General features: G+C 68.9%; 16 protein-coding genes. 1 reads left to right on the forward strand and 15 read right to left on the reverse strand.

Annotation, left to right across the window (positions count from 1 at the left end; all coding sequences use genetic code 11):
- Positions 1-75 precede the first annotated feature (75 nt).
- Both ACFYO1_RS35180 and ACFYO1_RS35185 read right to left on the reverse strand, forming a co-directional pair.
- The gene (locus ACFYO1_RS35180) at positions 76-1,410 is read right to left on the reverse strand and encodes an MFS transporter (protein WP_387240953.1); all 1,335 of its coding nucleotides are present in this window, start codon (positions 1,408-1,410) and stop codon (positions 76-78) included.
- Positions 1,410-2,060, reverse strand: a complete 651-nt coding sequence (locus ACFYO1_RS35185) for a GntR family transcriptional regulator (RefSeq protein ID WP_387240956.1) — start codon at positions 2,058-2,060, stop codon at positions 1,410-1,412. Before ACFYO1_RS35185 ends, ACFYO1_RS35180 begins: the two co-directional genes overlap by 1 nt.
- A 291-nt stretch (positions 2,061-2,351) precedes the next feature.
- Here ACFYO1_RS35185 and ald point away from each other — a divergent pair, with 291 nt between their 5' ends.
- Positions 2,352-3,458, forward strand: coding sequence for an alanine dehydrogenase (ald, locus tag ACFYO1_RS35190; RefSeq protein ID WP_387240959.1), 1,107 nt, complete (start codon positions 2,352-2,354; stop codon positions 3,456-3,458).
- A 43-nt stretch (positions 3,459-3,501) separates the two neighbouring features.
- Here the strand turns inward: ald and ACFYO1_RS35195 are convergent, their stop codons facing one another.
- From ACFYO1_RS35195 to ACFYO1_RS35255, 13 genes are all read right to left on the reverse strand, one after another.
- Positions 3,502-4,026 (reverse strand): Lrp/AsnC family transcriptional regulator, encoded by a 525-nt coding sequence (locus ACFYO1_RS35195; RefSeq protein WP_387240962.1) that lies wholly within the window; start codon positions 4,024-4,026, stop codon positions 3,502-3,504.
- A 70-nt stretch (positions 4,027-4,096) separates the two neighbouring features.
- On the reverse strand, positions 4,097-4,588 hold the full coding sequence (locus tag ACFYO1_RS35200; protein ID WP_387240965.1) for a pyridoxamine 5'-phosphate oxidase family protein: 492 nt from the start codon (positions 4,586-4,588) through the stop codon (positions 4,097-4,099).
- 28 nt (positions 4,589-4,616) lie between these two features.
- Positions 4,617-6,011, reverse strand: a complete 1,395-nt coding sequence (locus ACFYO1_RS35205) for an amidase (RefSeq protein WP_387240968.1) — start codon at positions 6,009-6,011, stop codon at positions 4,617-4,619.
- A gap of 126 nt (positions 6,012-6,137) precedes the next feature.
- A complete protein-coding gene (locus ACFYO1_RS35210; protein ID WP_387240971.1) occupies positions 6,138-7,412 on the reverse strand; it encodes an enolase C-terminal domain-like protein in 1,275 nt (424 codons plus the stop codon).
- A 2-nt stretch (positions 7,413-7,414) separates the two neighbouring features.
- The gene (locus ACFYO1_RS35215; RefSeq protein ID WP_387240974.1) at positions 7,415-8,866 is read right to left on the reverse strand and encodes an aldehyde dehydrogenase (NADP(+)); all 1,452 of its coding nucleotides are present in this window, start codon (positions 8,864-8,866) and stop codon (positions 7,415-7,417) included.
- Positions 8,867-8,881: 15 nt separating this feature from the next.
- The gene (locus ACFYO1_RS35220; RefSeq protein WP_387240977.1) at positions 8,882-10,018 is read right to left on the reverse strand and encodes a mandelate racemase/muconate lactonizing enzyme family protein; all 1,137 of its coding nucleotides are present in this window, start codon (positions 10,016-10,018) and stop codon (positions 8,882-8,884) included.
- Positions 10,015-10,944, reverse strand: a complete 930-nt coding sequence (gene kdgD / locus ACFYO1_RS35225; RefSeq protein ID WP_387240980.1) for a 5-dehydro-4-deoxyglucarate dehydratase — start codon at positions 10,942-10,944, stop codon at positions 10,015-10,017. The genes ACFYO1_RS35220 and kdgD overlap by 4 nt, the downstream gene beginning before the upstream one ends.
- A gap of 17 nt (positions 10,945-10,961) precedes the next feature.
- Positions 10,962-11,933: a LysR substrate-binding domain-containing protein gene (locus tag ACFYO1_RS35230; RefSeq protein ID WP_387240983.1), complete on the reverse strand. Its 972-nt coding sequence runs from the start codon at positions 11,931-11,933 to the stop codon at positions 10,962-10,964.
- On the reverse strand, positions 11,930-12,961 hold the full coding sequence (locus tag ACFYO1_RS35235; RefSeq protein WP_387241687.1) for a lactonase family protein: 1,032 nt from the start codon (positions 12,959-12,961) through the stop codon (positions 11,930-11,932). The genes ACFYO1_RS35230 and ACFYO1_RS35235 overlap by 4 nt, the downstream gene beginning before the upstream one ends.
- 5 nt (positions 12,962-12,966) lie before the next feature.
- A complete protein-coding gene (locus ACFYO1_RS35240) occupies positions 12,967-14,367 on the reverse strand; it encodes a sugar porter family MFS transporter (protein ID WP_387240986.1) in 1,401 nt (466 codons plus the stop codon).
- A 113-nt stretch (positions 14,368-14,480) separates the two neighbouring features.
- Positions 14,481-15,278: an NAD-dependent epimerase/dehydratase family protein gene (locus tag ACFYO1_RS35245; RefSeq protein ID WP_387240988.1), complete on the reverse strand. Its 798-nt coding sequence runs from the start codon at positions 15,276-15,278 to the stop codon at positions 14,481-14,483.
- Positions 15,279-15,499: 221 nt separating this feature from the next.
- Positions 15,500-16,936 (reverse strand): amino acid permease, encoded by a 1,437-nt coding sequence (locus ACFYO1_RS35250; RefSeq protein ID WP_387241690.1) that lies wholly within the window; start codon positions 16,934-16,936, stop codon positions 15,500-15,502.
- Positions 16,937-17,101: 165 nt separating this feature from the next.
- Positions 17,102-18,070, reverse strand: coding sequence for a proline dehydrogenase family protein (locus ACFYO1_RS35255; protein ID WP_387240991.1), 969 nt, complete (start codon positions 18,068-18,070; stop codon positions 17,102-17,104).
- Positions 18,071-18,072: the final 2 nt, after the last annotated feature.

The following is an 18,072-nucleotide window of genomic DNA, read 5'->3' on the forward strand; positions in this document are numbered from 1 at the left end:
TGCGGGCGCGAGGGAACCGATACGGTCCGACCTGGCGCGGTGAGGCGCGCTCGGCGCGGTCCGGGGCATAGACACTCATTTCTGGGCCGTCGGCCCGATCACCGATCTCTCGGGCGCTTCCACCAGCGCGGCAGCAACCGTAGCAACGTCGGCTCGATCGTCGCCACCGATTTTGCCGAGCCGCGATCGGCTCCGATAGTTGCAGGTCACCAGGACCAGGCTGCCCGCGGCGACGACAGCGGCAAGGGCGAACATGGCGGGATAGCCGAAGCCGAGCCGCTCGTTCAGGAACGACAGCAGGGCAGGCACGCCGAAGCCGAGATAGCTCACCGAGTAGAACACCGCGGTCAGCCCGGCCAGGTCGGTCGGGCGGGCGATTCGTTCGATCTCCTGGAGTCCGGCGACGAGTCCGATGCCGTATCCCGCGCCGAGTACGACGGCGGTCAGCAGTGTCGCCCAGAGCGTGAGCGCGCCGGAAGCCCAAGCGGCGGCGGCCATTCCGAGCGTGACGAACACCAGCGAGACGACGGCCGCGCGCGCGGTGCCCGGCCGGTCGATCCGCCGGGCCGCCGACTGGATCGCGAAACCGCAACTGAGCGTGATGACACAGACCAGCGCCGAGAACGCGATCGGCGCGCCGCGCAGGTGCGGTGCCATCAATGCCGGCATGATCGCGTAGGCCGTTCCGGCGGCGGTGAACAACCACAGCGCGACCGGCAGTGCCACACAACGGAATCGGCGATGCCCGGCGGCGGGGACCTTCAGATCATCGATCAGCCGCCCCGGATTCCTCTGGGGGAGTACCGTTTCCGGCGCCCGCGCCACCCACAGCGCGGCGATCAGGCAGAGCGTCACGCTGACCAGATAGGCGAGCCCGTTCGGCCACGGCGCCCACTGCGCCAGCACCCCGGCGAATCCCGCGCCGACCGCGAACCCGCCGGTGAGACTCATCGCCGAGCGCCGCGCCCCGGTGCCGCCCGGCGACGCGGGCCCGAACGGCGGCTGCGCCAGCTCCTTCAGCCAGCTGCTGCCCACCGCCATCGCCAGTCCGAGCGCGATCCCGCACAGCACCCGGCCGGCGGACAGCACCGGCACCGACGCAGGCCCGAACGCCAGCAGTAGCGACCCCGCCGCGCTGATCAGCGGCGCCGGGCGCAGCAGCGCGCGCCGCCCGTACCGATCCGAGAGCGGCCCGCCGATCAGCAGCGCGGGCACGATGCCGAGCACGTAGTAGAACAGCAGCAGATCCACCGTGGTCGCGGGCAGTCCGTGGTTCTTGTACATCACCAGCAGCGGCGTGAATTCGTTTCCGCCCCAGGCGATCGCGAACATCGCCGCGGCGACGCCCCACCATCCCTTCGGCGTGACCCGCGTGGGTGCGGCCTGAAAAGCGGTGGCCTGCGTCGTCATCACAGCCCCCGTAGTTCCAGCTGGTGCACGCCGGACAGGTGCTCGGCCAGCGCGGTGGCGAACTGCTCGACCTCGCCCGCCTCGATCAGCCCGGCCAGGTGTGTGTGCTGCTCGATGATCCGGTCGATGTCGATCGGCCCGCGGCGCAGCGCGACGCTGTTCATCCGCCGCTGCCGCTCGCGCAGCGAGTCGTAGAAGCTCGACAGCAGCGGGTTGCCCGCCGCGATCACATACGAGCGATGGAAGTCGGTGTCCACCAGGGCGAACTGGTCGAGGTCCCCGGCCGCGGCCAGCTCGCGCTGACGGTCCAGCGACGAACGGAACATCGCGGTCAGCGCCGTGCGATCGGTGGTGGCCAGCGCGCGCACGGCGGCCGCCTCGACGACATAGCGGGCGTAGGTGACGTGCTCGGCCTCGTCCGGCGGGATCGGTACCACCAGCGCGCCGCGCTTCGGGTAGAGCTTCATCCACCCTTCGGTCTCCAAGCGCAGGAACGCCTCGCGCACCGGCGTCCGCGACGTGCCGAGGGCGGCGGCGATCTCGCCCTCGCTGATCAGCTCGCCGCCCGGCAACGTGCCGCTCAGGATGCGTTCCTTGACCTCGCGATAGGCCTGCTCCGCTGATGAATACGTCTTAGACACAAGTTGCATCTTAGGCAAGATCAACGGCTTGCCGACTGTGAGGTCTGTTACCCGCGGCCCGGCCGGGCACATTCGCGAGTGCGCTCGGAGAGCCTCGCGGCCGAACATCTTGCGGGCTGGAAGACTCGGGCCACAGCTGAACCGAGGATTCGACAGCGATGAAGCCAATTATGAGAATTATCTTCAAAGATCTAGACCTGATCTTGCAGGATATTCATAATTTGAGGCAGAACGGTCTACATTATGCGGACCAGCTATGACCATTCAGCTATCAACATCCATCGACATTCAGGAGCGCAGGTGAAGATCGGGGTCCCCCGCGAGGTCAAGAACCACGAGTATCGGGTCGCGATTACCCCGGCCGGTGTGCACGAGCTCGCGTCCCGGGGGCACGAGGTGTACATCGAGACCGGTGCCGGTCGTGGCTCGGCGTTCGAGGACGAGGCGTACACCGTGGCCGGCGCGCGGATACTGAACTCCGCCGACGAGGTCTGGGCCACCGCCGACCTGGTGCTCAAGGTGAAAGAGCCGGTCGCCGAGGAGTATTCACGCATGCGCGAAGGTCAGGTGCTGTTCACCTACCTGCACCTCGCCGCCTCCAAGGAGTGCACCGACGCCCTGCTGAGCTCCGGCATCACCTCGATCGCCTACGAGACGGTCACCGGCCGCGACGGCTCGCTGCCGCTGCTCGCCCCGATGAGCGAGGTCGCGGGCCGGCTGGCCCCGCAGGCCGGCGCCTACCACCTGCTGCGCAACGGCGGCGGCCGCGGCGTGCTGATGGGCGGCGTGCCCGGCACTCCGCCCGCCAACGTGGTCGTGATCGGCGCGGGCGTCGCGGGCGGCAACTCGATCGCCATCGCGCACGGCATGCGCGCCGAGGTCACCGTCCTCGACCTGAACATCGCCCGCCTGCGCGAGATCGACGCGCAGTACAAGGGCCAGGTCCGGACCATCATGTCCAACCGGCTCGAGGTCGAGAAGGCCGTGCGCGAGGCCGATCTGGTCATCGGCGCGGTGCTGGTCCCCGGCGCGAAGGCGCCCACGCTGGTCTCCAATGACCTTGTCGCGCAGATGAAGCCGGGCTCGGTGCTGGTCGACATCGCCATCGACCAGGGCGGCTGCTTCGCCGATTCGCGCCCGACCACGCACGCCGACCCGACCTACCGGGTGCACGAGTCGGTGTTCTACTGTGTCGCCAACATGCCCGGCGCGGTGCCCTACACCTCGACCGTCGCGCTCACCAATGCCACACTGCCGTACGTGGTCTCGCTCGCCGAGCACGGCTGGCGCGAGGCGGTGGCGCTGGATCAGGGCCTGGCGAGCGGTCTCAGTACGCATGGTGGTGTGCTGCTGTCCGCTTCCGTCGCGGCCGCACACGGTTACGCCGCCGAAAGCCTGGCCGCGTAACACGTTTCGCAAGGGCGGCCGGCCTTCGGGCCGGCCGCCCTTGTCACGCCGTGGGATTCGTCCGCGGCCGCATGTGCTCGAAGATCAGGATCGTCTCGGTGGAGGCGACCGCCGGATGCTCGCTCAGGTTGTTCAGCACGAACCGGCGCAGTTCGTCGGTGTGCGAGGTGGCGACGTGGATCAGGTAGTCGTCGGCGCCCGCGATGAAGTACACGTTGAGCACCTCCTCGAACTCCGACATCTGCTCGCCGAACTCGGCCAGATGCTGCCGGGCGCTGGCCCGCAGCCGCACCGCGATCATGGCCTGCAGGCTGCGCCCGAGCGCGGCGGGGTCGATATCGGCATGGAATCCGCGAATGACGCCGCGTTCCACCAGCGCGCGCACCCGCCCGAGGCAGGTGGACGGGGCGATGCCCGCCGCGGCCGCGAGCGCGTTGTTCGTCATCCGGCCGTCTCGCGCGAGCTGGTCGAGCAGGATCCGGTCGATATCATCGATCGGCACCCCGGCCGGCGGATGGACCGGCGGCACCGGCGCGGTCGAGCCGCCGGGTGAATCATTCTTACGCATTCCTCGACCGTACAGAATCTTGTTCGTGGAAATCACCTTTGTTGTGAATATTATTCGCCGAATTCGAGTTTTATGAGGGCTTAGCACGCCAGGACATGGCCTTGAACCCCTTCTGGATGTTCTCGCCCGGCATCACCCGCAGTCGCCACGGACGCAGCCGCAACACGCTGACGTGCGGCGACTCGGGGCCGGTCCAGCCGGGGACGCCGATCGCGCCCGGGTCGTAGCCGAGCGGCGCGGGGGTGTTCGTGAACAACTCCCACACCCTGGTCTTCGTCGGCACGTCGTCGACCCATTCGGCCGCGCACTCCGCCGTGCAGGTGTCGTGCGAGGGCGCCCAGTAGTTACACGAGGCATACGGACTGTGCGCGAGATGGGCCTGCTTGGCCGGAGTCCTGCCGGTGACGATCCATCCGGTCAGCTCCTGCCCGTCCCACTCCCAGAGGGGATGCAGGACGCGGCTGCGCGGCCGTCCGGCCGGATCGGTCGTGGACACCGTGCACCACACGATGCTGTGCGCGAGGCCGACGAAAGCAGGTGCGATTTCACCCAATTCGGTCACCTCGTCACCTTATCCGCCGAATCGGTTTTCAGCCCACCGGACGAGCATGCGGCCGGGCCTGTTCCAGCTGCGCGGCGACGGTGAGGATGGTCGTCTCGCCGTTGCCCGGCCCGACCAGCTGAACCGCCAGCGGCAGCCCGTCCGCGGCGATGCCCGCGGGCAACGAAGCCGCGGGATGGCCGGTCACGTTCCACAGCGTCGTGTAGGCCACCATCGGAATGGACCGGAGCTGGGCGCGGACGGTGCTCGCGCCGTCCAGCACGCCGATGCGCGGCGGCCTGCCCGCGAGGGTGGGGGTGAGCAGCAGGTCGCAGTCGGCGAAGACCCGATCGACCTTGTGCGCCAAGGCTTCTCCCTGCCGGATCGCCCATTCCACGACCGGGCGCCGGGCCCAGGCGCCCAGCGCGACGGTCTGCCGGGTGCGGCGTTCGAGGCGGTCCGGATGCTCGACGTGCTCGGCTTCGTCGCGCACGCCGCCGAAGAACTGGGGGAAGAAGGCCTGCAACGACTCCGGGTAGTCCGGGTCCACCTCGAACACCGAATGCCCAAGGTCGGCAAGCAGTTTCGCGGTGTCGTGCACCGCCCGCACGTGCTCCGGATCCGGCTTCGCCAGGGGGGACGGCGGTTTCGTGCTGTAGCCGATCCGCAGGGCGGTGCCGGGCTGCCGCGCGGCCTGTTCGAAGGACATCAGCGGATCCGGCGCGGTGAACCGGTCGCCGGGGGTGTTGCCGCGGATCACGTCGTACACCACCGCGGAATCGAGCACGCCGCGGGTCAGCGGCCCGGTGACCCCGAGCGACCACCAGAGGTGCTCGAACGGCGCGACCGGCACCCGCCCGCGCTGCGGCTTGAGGCCGAACAGCCCGCAGCAGGCGGCGGGGATCCGGATCGAGCCGCCGCCGTCGCTGCCGATCGCCACCGGGACCAGGCCGGCCGCGACCGCCGCCGCCGAGCCGCCGCTGGACCCGCCGGTGGTCCGGCTGCGGTCCCACGGGTTGCGGGTCACGCCGTAGGTGCTCGACTCGGTGAACGGCCACTGCCCGAATTCCGGCATGGTGGTCTTGCCGACGATCACCGCGCCCGCGGCCCGCAACCGGCGCACCACCTCGGCGTCGGCCTTGGCCGGAGTCGAGTTGGCCCGGGTGCCGAAGGTGGTCACCAGGCCGGCGACGTCGATCTCGTCCTTGATCGCGATCGGGATGCCGTGCAGCGGCCCGACGGTGCCCGCAGCGCGCTCACGGTCGCGGTCGATCGCCTCCACCCTGGCCTGCTCGTGCCGGATCTGGGTGAACGCGTTCAGCTCTGCGGCCGCGTCGATGCCGCTCAGCGTGGCGGCGACCAACTCCTGCGCGGACAGGACCCCTTGCTCCAGCAGCTCCCGCTGCTCGAGCACGCCCGCCGAGACGACGTCCTGGAGATCCATCTGCACCGCTCCTCTCGGCCACGCGGCACCGCGTGACCAGCACGACCGAACCCTCGGGCCGAAGCCCCGACAGTAGATAGCCGTATGACCATTCCGCAATCACTACGGATGCGGATCACAAGGAGTTCAGTATTTGGGCGAACCGGGTGGGCGATAGTCCGGATCGGCGGCGCGCATGGCCGCGACGTCGTCGCGATCGCGCAGCGCGGGCAGGCGCCGCCAGCGCTCGTGCAGCCGGGCCAGCGCGTCCCGGTCGAGATCGATGCCGAGGCCGGGGGTGTCGGCGACCTCGATGGCGCCGCCGGTGAAGGTGAACGGTTCGGTGATGACGTCCTCGGCCTGCCACGGGTAGTGGGTGTCGCAGGCGTAGTCGAGGTGCGCGACGGTGGCGGCGACGTGCGTCATCGCGGCGAGGCTGATGCCGAGGTGGGTGTTGGAGTGCATGGAGATGCCCTTGCCGTAGGCGTGGCAGACCGCGGCGAGGTCGCGGGTGGCGTGCAGGCCACCCCAGAAGTGGTGGTCGGACAGCACGGCCTGGACGGCGTTCGCGTCGAAGGCCGGGCGGATCTCGTCCACGGCGGTGACGATCATATTGGTGGCCAACGGCATTCCGGTGCGGCGGTGCAGCTCGGCCATGTCCTCGACGCGGGCGGTCGGGTCCTCGAGGTATTCCACGATGCCGGTGAGTTGTTCGGCGACCGTGGTTGCGGTGGCCAACGACCAGCCTCCGTTGGGGTCCAGGCGCAGTGGGTGTTCGGGGAAGGCCTTGGCCAGTGCGGTGATGGCGGCGACCTCCGCGTCCGGCGGGAACACGCCGCCTTTCAGCTTGAAAGAGCGGAATCCGCCGTGCGCGCTGAACTTTTCGGCCAGCCGGACGACGCCGTCTGGATCGAGAACCGCACCCCACTCGTCGGCCGGAGCGTCCGGTGCCGGGTGTTCGGCCCACTTGTAGAAGAGGTAGCCGGAGTAGTCGACCCGGTCGCGCACTTTCCCGCCGAGCAGGGCATGCACGGGCAGGCCGAGTTCGCGGCCGTGCGCGTCGAGGGCGGCGGTCTCGAAGGCCGACACCACGCTGAGCCGCACTTTGTCGGTGGTCAGCGTGCCGCGCAGGCCGCCCGCGACCGGGTTGTCGTCGAGCAGCCGGATGTCACCGGCGTCGAGCAACCGGATCGCGTTGATCGCCGTGACCGGCATGCCGATCAGCTTCGGCGCGAGTTCGGCTGCGCGGGAGAGGTATTGGTGGTCGCCGTAGGTTTCGCCGAGACCGACGGTGCCGCTGCCGGTTTCGACCTCGACGATCAGTCGCGGCGTGTAGGGCTGATGCACGCCACCGACATTGAGCAGGGGCGCGTCCGCGATGAGGATCGGGGTGAGGCGGACGTCGGTGATGACAGCGGACATGGTCAGTCCCGCTTTCCGTCGATGCGGCGGGGCACGCGCCACGGATTGTCGTCGCGCAGGGCCGGTGGGAGCAGGCTGTCGGGGAAGCCCTGCCAGGCGACGGGGCGCAGGAAGCGGTCGATCGCGGCGGCGCCGACCGAGGTTGTCGTAGGTGCGGTAGTGGCCGGATAGGGTCCGCCGTGCTGCTGTGCCCAGGTGACGGTTACGCCGGTGGGCCAGTCGTTCCAGATGAGCCGTCCGGCCAGCGCGGTGAGCGCGGGCAGTAGCGGACGGACCTCCTCGATCTCGCTGTCCTCCGCGAAAACTGTTGCGGTGAGGCCGGGTTCGAGTTCGCCGAGCAGCGCGGTCAGCTCGGTGGTCTCCGCGTACTCGACCACGAGCGCGGCGGGGCCGAAGCATTCGGTGCGCAGCAGTTCGGATCCGGCCAGGAAATCGGCGGCGGAGATCTTCAGCAGCGTCGGGGCGAGCAAGTCGTCTTGCAGATCGGGGGCGGAAAGCGCGGTGACGGAGGGATGGTCGCGCAGGTTCGTCACGCGCGTGCGGAAGCCCTCGGCGATGCGGTCGTTGAGCAGCCGCTGCCCGGGGGCTTCACGAACTGCGATACGCAGTGCGTCGGTGAGACCGTGGCCCGCCGGCAGCAGCAGCACACCGGGCTTGGTGCAGAACTGCCCGGCGCCGAGGGTGAACGAGCCGAGGAAGCCCGCCACGATCTGGCGGCCGCGGGCTCGAACCGCTCCCGGCAGCACGACCACCGGATTGACGCTGCCCAGCTCGCCGTAGAACGGGATCGGCCGGGGCCGCGAGGTCGCGATGTCGAACAGCGCGCGCCCGCCGGGCACCGAACCGGTGAAGGCCGCGGCGGCGATGGCCGGGTGCCGCAGCGCGGCGGTGCCCGCGTCGATGCCGTGGATGACCTCGAAACTGCCGGCCGGCGCGCCCGCCTCGATCAGTGCGTCCCGCACGATGGTCCCGGTGCGGGCCGACAACCGCGGATGTCCCGGGTGCGCCTTGAGCACGACCGGGCAGCCCGCGGCGAGCGCGGCGGCGGTGTCACCGCCCGCGACACTGAACGCGAACGGGAAGTTGCTCGCGGCGAATATCAGCGTCGGGCCGATCGGGACAACGCTGCGGCGGATATCCGGCCGCGGCCCCATCGGCCACTGCGGGTCGGCGTGATCGACGGTGGCCCGCAGGAACTCGCCGTCGGCGAGCACCTCGGCGAACAGCCGCAGCTGAAACGTGGTGCGCGCCAGCTCGCCTCGCAACCGCGGGCGTTCCGGGAGCCGGGTTTCCCCGGCGGTGAGCGGCACCAGTTCGTCGGCCGCGGCGTCGATGGCGTCCGCGACGTGCGTGAGCCACCGTGCGCGCTGGGCCGGCGTGGATTCGGCGAGCCGGGCGGCGGATTCCGCTGCCGCGTCGATGATGCGGGACAGGTCGTTCGGGTCGGTATCCATGATTCCTCCGAAAGGTCAGGCGCGGGTGGCGTATTCGGCGACGGTCCAGGCGCGCGCTCGGTCGCTGAGGGTGACGCCGAGGCCGGGACGTGCCGACAGGTGCATGCGTCCGCCGACGATCTCGAGCCGCTCCTCGAACAGCGGGTCGAACCATTCGAAGTGCTCGACCCAGGGTTCCTGGGCATAGGCGGCGGCCAGGTGGACGTGCACCTCCATCACGAAATGCGGTGCCAGTTGCAGGTTTTCGCTGTCGGCCAGCGCCATCACCCGCAGGAACTGGGTGATGCCGCCGATCCGCGGCGCGTCGGGCTGCACGATATCGGCCCCGCCCGCCCGGATGAGCCGGGTGTGCTCGGCCACGCTGGTCAGCATCTCACCGGTCGCGATCGGGGTGTCGAATGTTGTCGCGAGCAGCGCGTGGCCGTCGAAATCGTAGGCATCCAAAGGCTCTTCGATCCACACCAGCCCGAACGGCTCGAACGCCCGGCACATCCGGCGCGCGGTCGCCCGATCCCACTGCTGGTTCGCGTCGACCATCAACGGCACGCGGTCGCCGAGCTTTTCCCGCACCGCGGTGACCCGGGCCAGGTCGACGGCGCTGTCCGGATGCCCCACCTTGAGCTTGATTCCGCCGATGCCCTGTTCGAGGGACTCCGCCGCACGGTCGAGGACCTCCTCGATCGGCGCGTGCAGGAATCCGCCGGAGGTGTTGTAGCAGCGCACCGAATCCCGGTGCGCACCCAGCAGTTTCGCCAGCGGCAACCCGGCGCGCTTGGCCTTCAGATCCCACAGCGCGACGTCGAACGCCGCGATCGCCTGCACCGCGAGCCCGCTGCGTCCGACCGACGCGCCCGCCCACATGAGCTTGTCCCAGATCTTGGCGATATCGCTGGGATCCTCGCCGAGCAGCACCGGGGACAGCTCCCGCGCGTGCGCGAATTGCCCTGGTCCGCCTGCGCGTTTCGAGTAACCCATGCCGAGGCCGGCCAGCCCGGACGCGGTGGTGATCTCCGCGAACAGCACCGCCACCTCCGTCATCGGCTGCTGGCGGCCGGTCAGCACCTTGGCGTCGCTGATCCCGGCCGGCAGCGGCAGCGCGACCGAGGAGATGCTGACCTCGGTGATCCGGTCCAGTGTCGCCGCGCCGGTCATGCCGCGTCCGCACCGGCGACCGTGGCGATCAGCGTCGCGAGTTCCGTGCGTTCGTCGTCGGTGAGGTTGGTCAACGGCGGCCGCACCGGCCCGGCGGGGCGGCCGATCGCGGTCAGCCCGGCCTTGATGATGGAGACCGCGTATCCGGGCCGCCGGTCGCGAATATCGAGGTAGGGGATGACGAACTCGCGCAGGTGCCGGTAGACGGTGTCCCGATCGCGGGCCCGCACCGCGCGATAGAACGCGAGCGCGAATTCGGGCAGGAAATTGAAGATCGCGGAAGAGTAAGTGGTGACACCCATTTCGGTGTACGGCAGCGCGAAGGTTTCCGCGGTCGGCAATCCGCCGATGTAGGTGAGCCGGTCGCCGAGCCGGGCGTAGATCCGGGTCATGGTCTCGATATTGCCGACGCCGTCCTTGAATCCGACCAGGTTCGGGCACCGTTCGGCCATCCGGGCCAGCGTCACGTCGTTGCAGGTGGCGTTGGCGCGGCTGTAGAAGATGACGCCGAGCGAGGTGGCCGCGCAGATCGTCGCGACGTGCTCGATCAGGCCCTCCGGGCCGGCCTCGGTCAGATACGGCGGCAGCAGCAGAATGCCCTCGGCACCGGCGACTTCGGCCGCGCGCGCCTGCTCGACCGCGGCCGCGGTCCCCGCGGTGGCAGGCGCGATCACCGGTATCCGCCCGCCGGTCTCGGCGACCGCGGCCCGCACCACCTGATCGATTTCCGCGGGCGTCAGGGAGAATCCCTCGCCGGTACCGCCCGCCGCGAACAACCCGGCGACGTCGTATTGCGCCAGCCAGGCGATGTGCTTGCGATACGCGGCCTCGTCGAACGCCAGGCCGGCGTCGAAATGCGTGACCGGGAACGACAACAGTCCGTTGCCCAGTGCGGGCCCCAGCTCGTCAGCGGAGAGATGCGACATGTGTTTCCTTTCGATGATCAATGCGCGGGTGGCAGCGAGTCCAGCAATCGCACGACCCGCGGCAACGCCGGGTTCGCGCAGTTGCGCCGCCACACCGCGTACAGGACAACCGGATCCTCGACGCCGTCCAGCGGCCGGAACCGCACGCCGTCGGGGTGCAGATGGCTCGCGGTCTCGGGCACCAGCGCCAGCCCGCGACCCGCCGCGACCAGCGCGAGCATGGTGTGCACCTGGGTCAGCTCGTGCGTCGACGTATAGGGCACGGCCGCAAGGATTCCCGCGACCAGATCGGCGAAATATCGGGCGGGGCCGGGCGCGTACACCAGCAGCGTCTCCCCGCCCAGCGCCTCGGCCGCGATCGGGCCGTCGCCGGCCAGCGGGTGACCGTCCGGCAGGGCGAGCATGAGCCGCTCGGAATGCACCAGCTCGCAATCGAATTCGGTCCGGTCGAACGGCGGCCGGGCCAACGCCAGGTCCAGCGTGCCGCTGCGCAGGTTCTCGAACTGATCGGAGCTCACCATCTCGCGCAGCACCACCTCGACGCCGGGCAGTCCCTGCTCGATGTGATTGAGGAACCGTCCGAGGAACCCGAACCCGGACGCCGCGGTGAACCCGATCCGCACCGTGCCCGCCCCGCCCGCCGCGACCAGCCGGGCGGTGCCCGGCGCGCCCTCGGCCAGCGCGAGCAGCCTGCGCGCCTCGATCAGGAACACCTGTCCGGCCGGGGTCAGCTGCGCCTGCCGCTGGCTGCGGTCGAACAGCTCCACCCCGATATCGCGTTCCAGCTTCTGGATCTGCCTGCTCAGCGGCGGCTGGGTCATCCGGAGCCGCTCCGCCGCCCGGCGGAAGCTGCCCTCGTCGGCCACCATGACGAATCCGCGAACCTGCTCCAGTGAGATCATGGCTGCCAGCCTGCCCGCCGCGGCGCGAAGATGCGGCTGATCCAGCAGCCACGGGCGAGTCCCGCGGTCCTCGATGCGGCGGGTCATGCGATCGGCAGGTCGATGATCTCGACCCAGTTGGGGTTGCGGCCGACCGGGACGCGGTGCACAGCCGTGAGCGCACCTGTGTCCTGGGCGATGGCGTAGCTCGTGATCGCGCCGGACTTCTGTCCCGCGGCCACGAGGAAGCGGCCGTGCGGATCGATGGCGAAGCCACGCGGCTGGGACTCGGTGGGGGTGTGGCCGAGCGGTTCGAGCGCGCCGGGCATGCCGTCGACGCGGAATCCGGCGAGGGTGTCCGAAGTTCGCTCGGACACATAGAGATAGCGTCCGTCGGGTGTGAGGTGCACGTCCGATGTCCATGGACTGCCGGAAAAGCCCTCTGGCAGTACCGAAATCGAGGACACCGGGGTCAGCGTGCCGGTCACCGGATCGAACAGGTAGCTGCCGACCGTTCCGTCCAGCTCGTTCGTCACGAAGGCGACGCGGCCACCCGGGTGGAAGACGATATGCCGCGGTCCCGCACCGAGTTCGGTGCCGACGGCCGCGGGTCGATTGGGCGTCAACCGGCCGGAGGTCGCGTCGAACCGGTACTGCAAGAGGTGATCGCCGCCCAGAACCGCCGCGAACACATACTGATTCGACGGATCGGCGACGATCGAATGCGCATGCGGCGCAGTGCCGATCACCGCAGCCGGTTGCGCCGCGACGACGCCGCTCGCCGAGATCGGACTGACCGCGATCTGGTTACCGCTGTAGGAGGCGCTGAACAGGAACCGCCCCGTTCGGTCGGTAGCGAGATACGCCATGTTGTCCGGCAGGGGAGTCGTGGCCGATGCCGCCAGCCGCCCGCTCATCGGATCGATGGCAAAAGCCTTGACCGAGAACGGTTCCGACCGCAGTCCGGCGTAGAGGAACCGCTGGTCCGGACCGACGGCCAACGGCATCACCGTCCCGTCCACCGGCACCGACTCCACCGGTGTGAGCACACCGGCGGAGTCGAGCGCCAGCACCGAGATCTCGCGACTGTCGGCGTTCGACACGTAGACGACACTGCGCATCCCGGTCTCGGACATCTGGGTCACGCCTGCTCCACGGCGCGTCCGCCGACCCGCGCTCGCAGATCAAGCTCGATCTGCTCCAGGCTGCGCCCATTGGTCTCCGGCACGAACCGCTGCACCAGCACGAACATCACCACGCTCACCCCGGCGAAGCACCAGGCCGACTTGGCCAGTCCCAGATGGTCGTTCATCACCGGGAACAGGAAGGTGATGGCGAACGTCGAACTCCACAGCACCACGCTGCCGACCCCCATGCCCACGCCGCGCACCCGCAGCGGGAACACCTCGGCCATCATCACCCAGACCACCGCGCCCCAGCCGAGTTCATAACCGGCCAGATAGACGTTGAGCAGGATCAGCGTGGTCAGCCCGGTCACCGTGTGGTTGTCCACGGTGAGCACGATGACCCCGAGCAGCAACAGCGACAACGCCATACAGACGTTCCCGAGCAGCAGCAGCGGTTTGCGTCCCCACCGGTCGACCACGAAGATCACCCACGCGGTGAACGCCACCTTGACCACGCCGAGCACGATGGCCGCCAGCAGCGAGGTCGAGTTGCCGAACCCGAGATCGGTGAACATGGTCGGTGCGTAGAGGTTTACCGCGTTCACGCCGGAGAACTGCTGCCCGACAGCGAGAATCAGCGCGACGATCAGCGCGGGCCGCGCCCACGGCGCCCACAGATCGCGCAGGCGGCCCTTCTGCTGCACATCCAGCTGGTTCACCGTGCGAATGTTGTCGAGCTTGCCGTCGATCTCGTCCGATCGATGCGTGCCGGCCAGCACGGCCCGCGCCTCGTCCTCGCGGCCCGCCTTCACCAGCCAGCGCGGCGTCTCCGGCAGCACCGTCATGCCGAGGAACAGCACCGCCGCGGGTATCGCGGCGACGCCGAACATCAAGCGCCAGTTGCCGGATCCGGACAACGCCCAGTCGACGATGTAGGCGATCAGGATGCCGGACACGATCATCAGCTGGTTCAACGTCGACAACGCGCCGCGCGCCCTGGTCGGCGCCAGTTCCGAGAGATAGGTGGGCACCGTCGCCGACGAGCAACCCACCGCGATCCCGGTGACGAACCGGGCGATGACCAGCACGGACACATTCGGTGCCACCGCGCAGCCGAGCGCGCCGATCCCGAACACCACCGCGGCGATCATGATGGTCCGTCGCCGGCCGAGCCGGTCGGTGATCCGGCCCGCGATGGCCGCGCCGATGATCGCGCCCGCGGCCAGGCAGCCACCGATCACGCCCTTGGTCACCGAGGTCAGCTCCCACGCGTCCTTGATGAACAGCAGCACGCCGGAGATGACCCCGAGGTCGTAGCCGAACAGGATGCCGCCGAGCGCGCCGAAGAAATAGAGGAAATGAACATTGGTGCCGAGGGCCGATTTACGGGCCTGCACCGAGGATTTGTATTGCATGTGCTGCGCTTCTTTCGCGGTCGAGCAAGTGCCCTCAGCGTCACACGCTGAACAGGCGGTATTGCGGAAAGCGTGATGCGAACTCGGTATCGCGCTATGCGTTTCGAGTTCCGTCAAAGGGGATTGGGCGTGCCCAACGGGGTATCGAGGAACGCGCCGCCGATAAACGCCGGCGCCGCACCGCCGGGCACCTCCGCCGCGAATTTCTCGGCGTCGTCCAGACTGCCGTAACCGAGTTCTTCCGCTTCGCGCAGCGACACCACGGCGCGGGTATTCTTCGACACGCCCCAAATCACCCGGAAGCCAGGGTTTTCCGTGGTCAGGCAGGCCTCGAACAGTCGCGCGCCGTCATCGGGTGAAAGCCACATCGACAGTCCCCGAACATCATTCGGCCGCTCGAAGCACGAACCGATCCGAACGCAGATCACGTCCATGCCGAACCGCGAGTGATACAGACTGCCCAGCGCCTCGATCGCCGCCTTGCTGAACCCGTAGTAAGTGTCCGGCCGCGAAGGCGCTTCTCCCGCAATGCCGTCCGGTCCGGCCTCGCCGATCGCCCGGTATCCCACCGCGTGATTGCTCGACGCCAGCACGACCCGCGCGATGCCTGCCTGTCGCGCGGCCTCCAGAACGGTATGCGTCCCATCGACATTCGCCGCGAGCACCCGCTCCCAGCTGTCCTCGCGGCTGATCCCGCCGAGGTGGATGATCGCGTCCACGTCCCGGCACGCGGCCGCCATGGTGGCGGCGTCGGTGAGCGATCCGGTGACGATCTCGACCCGCTCATCCGTTGCGGGAGCGGGGAGTTCGGTCAGATCCAGCAACCGCAGAATGCGGTCCGGGCGGCGTAGTCGCGGCCGCATCAGCGTGCCGATCCCGCCGCCCGCGCCGGTGATCAGAATCCGGGTCATGTGTCCTCCTGGGTCCAGCGGCGACTGTGGTTCGGATCACTCGCCGTGCGACTGTCAGAAGGCTAAAGCGCTGGAAAGATGCCTGTCCAACACTCTTTCGATATCGACTGATGCCAACCGGGCATCAGTTTCTGCCCGGAAAACAAGGCTGGGTGGGTGGCCCGAAGGCCGACCCACCCAACCGGCCCGAGGGACTGGCGTCGGTGCCCCTCGGAGTTCTCTCAGACGAGCTCGGCGGCGTCCGCCGTACCCGTGCGCTCCAGCTTGGAATGCGTGCGCGAGTACAGGAAGTACACCGCGAGCCCGACGACCAGCCACACCCCGAACCGCACCCAGGTCTGCCACGGCAGCGACCAGATGAGATACAGCGAGAAGCCGATGCCGATCAGCGGAACCACCGGCATGAGCGGCAGCTTGAACTCGCGCGGCTCGTCGGGCCTGGTGCGGCGCAACACGATCACGGCCACCGACACCACGATGAACGCCATCAGGATGCCGATATTGGTCAGCTCGGCCACCACGGTGATGTCCAGCAGTCCGGCCATCACCGCGGCGCCGATGCCGACGATCCAGGTCACCCTGGTCGGCACCTTGCGCACCGGGTGCGTCTTGGCGAACCACTCCGGCAGCAGGCCGTCACGGCTCATCGCGTACCAGACGCGGGTCACGCCGAGCATGAAGGTCAGCACCACGGTGACGATGCCGACGATCGCGCCGATCGCGATGATGTTCGCGATGCCCGGCATGCCGACCGACTCGAACGCGGTGGAGAACCCGCTGGTCGGGCTGATCTCGGTGTACTTCTGCATGCCGGTCAGCACCAGCGTGGCCAGCACGTAGAGCACCATCGCGATGCCCAGCGAGTAGAGGATCGCCTTCGGCAGATGCTTCTTGCCGTCCGTCGATTCCTCGGCCGCGGTGCTCATCGCGTCGTACCCGAAGACCGCGAAGAACACGGTGGCCGCGCCGGTCCACACCGCGCCCTGGCCGAACGGGAAGTACGGCGTGTAGTTCGAGCTGTCGATGTGGAACACCCCGAGCACCACGATCAGCACGACCAGGGCCACCTTGATGCCCACCGCGACGGTCTCGAACCGGCCGACGCTGCGGATGCCGCGCGAGAGCAGCCACGCCGTGCCGAGACAGAACAGCATCGCGAACACGTCCACCACGTGGCCGTCGCCGGTGCCGTGCGCGCCCATCATCCAGTCCGGCAGCGTGATGTCCACCTGCCCGAGCAGGAACCGGAAGTAGCCGGACACGCCGATCGCGACCACCGCCGCCACCGCGATGTACTCCAGCAGCAGATCCCAGCCGATGAACCAGCCTGCGATCTCGCCGAGCGAGACATACCCGTAGGTGTAGGCCGAGCCCGCCTTCGGCACCATCCCGGCGAATTCCGCGTAGCAGAGCGCCGCGGCCGCGCTGGCGACACCGGCGATCAGGAACGAGATCAGCACCGAGGGACCGGTGACGGAGTGCGCGACCGCGCCGGCGAGGGTGAAGATGCCCGCGCCGATGATGCCGCCCACGCCGATCGCCGTGAGCTGCCACACGCCGAGCGAACGGGACAGCTGCTCATCGGCAGGCCCGTCGTCCTCGACCTGTCCCATGGGTTTGCGGCGCAGCATTTGGCTGCGCAACTCCGCGATGGACATGTAGTTCCTTTCGTCCTCCACGCTCCGCGACGATGCGTAACGCAGATCACACTTCGAGCTGTGGTTACTAAATACGACCACAGCGCGACTGTGATCGGCGAGTTGGCCAAATATTGTTCAAGGTGGTTGGCCAACCGGACGGCACGCCGTGCGACGCGCCGACCGTCACCGCTGACTACCGGGCTTCAACGACCGCAGGAAGAACGCCACATTCGCCGGCCGCTCGGCCAGCCTGCGCATGAAGTAGCCGTACCACTGGTCGCCGTAGGGCACGTACACGCGCAGATGGTTGTGCTCCTCGACCAGCCTGCGCTGCTCGGCGTCGCGGATGCCGTAGAGCATCTGGAACTCGAACTCGTCGGCCTTGCGGTGGGTCGTGTCGACGCACCGCTGCGCCTCCGCGATGAGCGCCGGGTCGTGGGTCGCGACCATCGGGTAGCCGTCGCCGAGCATCAGCACGCGCAGGCAGCGCAGATAGGACTCGTCCACCTCGGTGCGGCTCTGGAACGCGACGGACGCGGGTTCCTTGTAGGCGCCCTTGCACAGCCGGATGCGCGAGCCGTACCCCGACATGTCCCGGCAGTCGCCCTCGGTGCGCCGCAGGTACGCCTGCAGCACCGTGCCCAGGCTGGGGAAGTCCGCGCGCAGTTCGCGCACGATGCCCAGCGTGGAGTCGGTGGTGGTGTGGTCCTCGGCGTCGATGTTCACCCAGACCCCGGCCTCCGCAGCGGCCGCACAGATCCGGTGCGCGTGCTCGAGCGCGATCGCGTGCCCGTCCTTGGGCAGCGACTGGCCCAGCGCCGACAGCTTGAGCGAAACCTCCAGCGGCCGAACCGCTTCCGTCTCGATCCCGACCTCGAGCCGGCTCAGCGCGGACAGCATGTGCAGGTAGTGCGTGACCGTGGTGCGGGCCTGCTCGATCTCGGTGGTGTCCTCGCCGAGATAGTCGATGGTGACGTAGCGGCCGGAGCCGAGCAGCGCCTCGACCGCTGCGACCGCCTGGTCCGCGGAGTCGCCCGCGACGAACCGGTCGACCAGTTTCTTGGTCGTCGGCATCCTGGTGATGGTGCGTTCCATGCGCGGCGAGCGGGACGCGGCCAGCATCGCGGGCCGCAGCAGTGCGGAGAAGGCCATCA

This window comes from Nocardia sp. NPDC006044 (assembly GCF_042871115.1).
Classification (GTDB): Bacteria; Actinomycetota; Actinomycetes; order Mycobacteriales; family Mycobacteriaceae; genus Nocardia.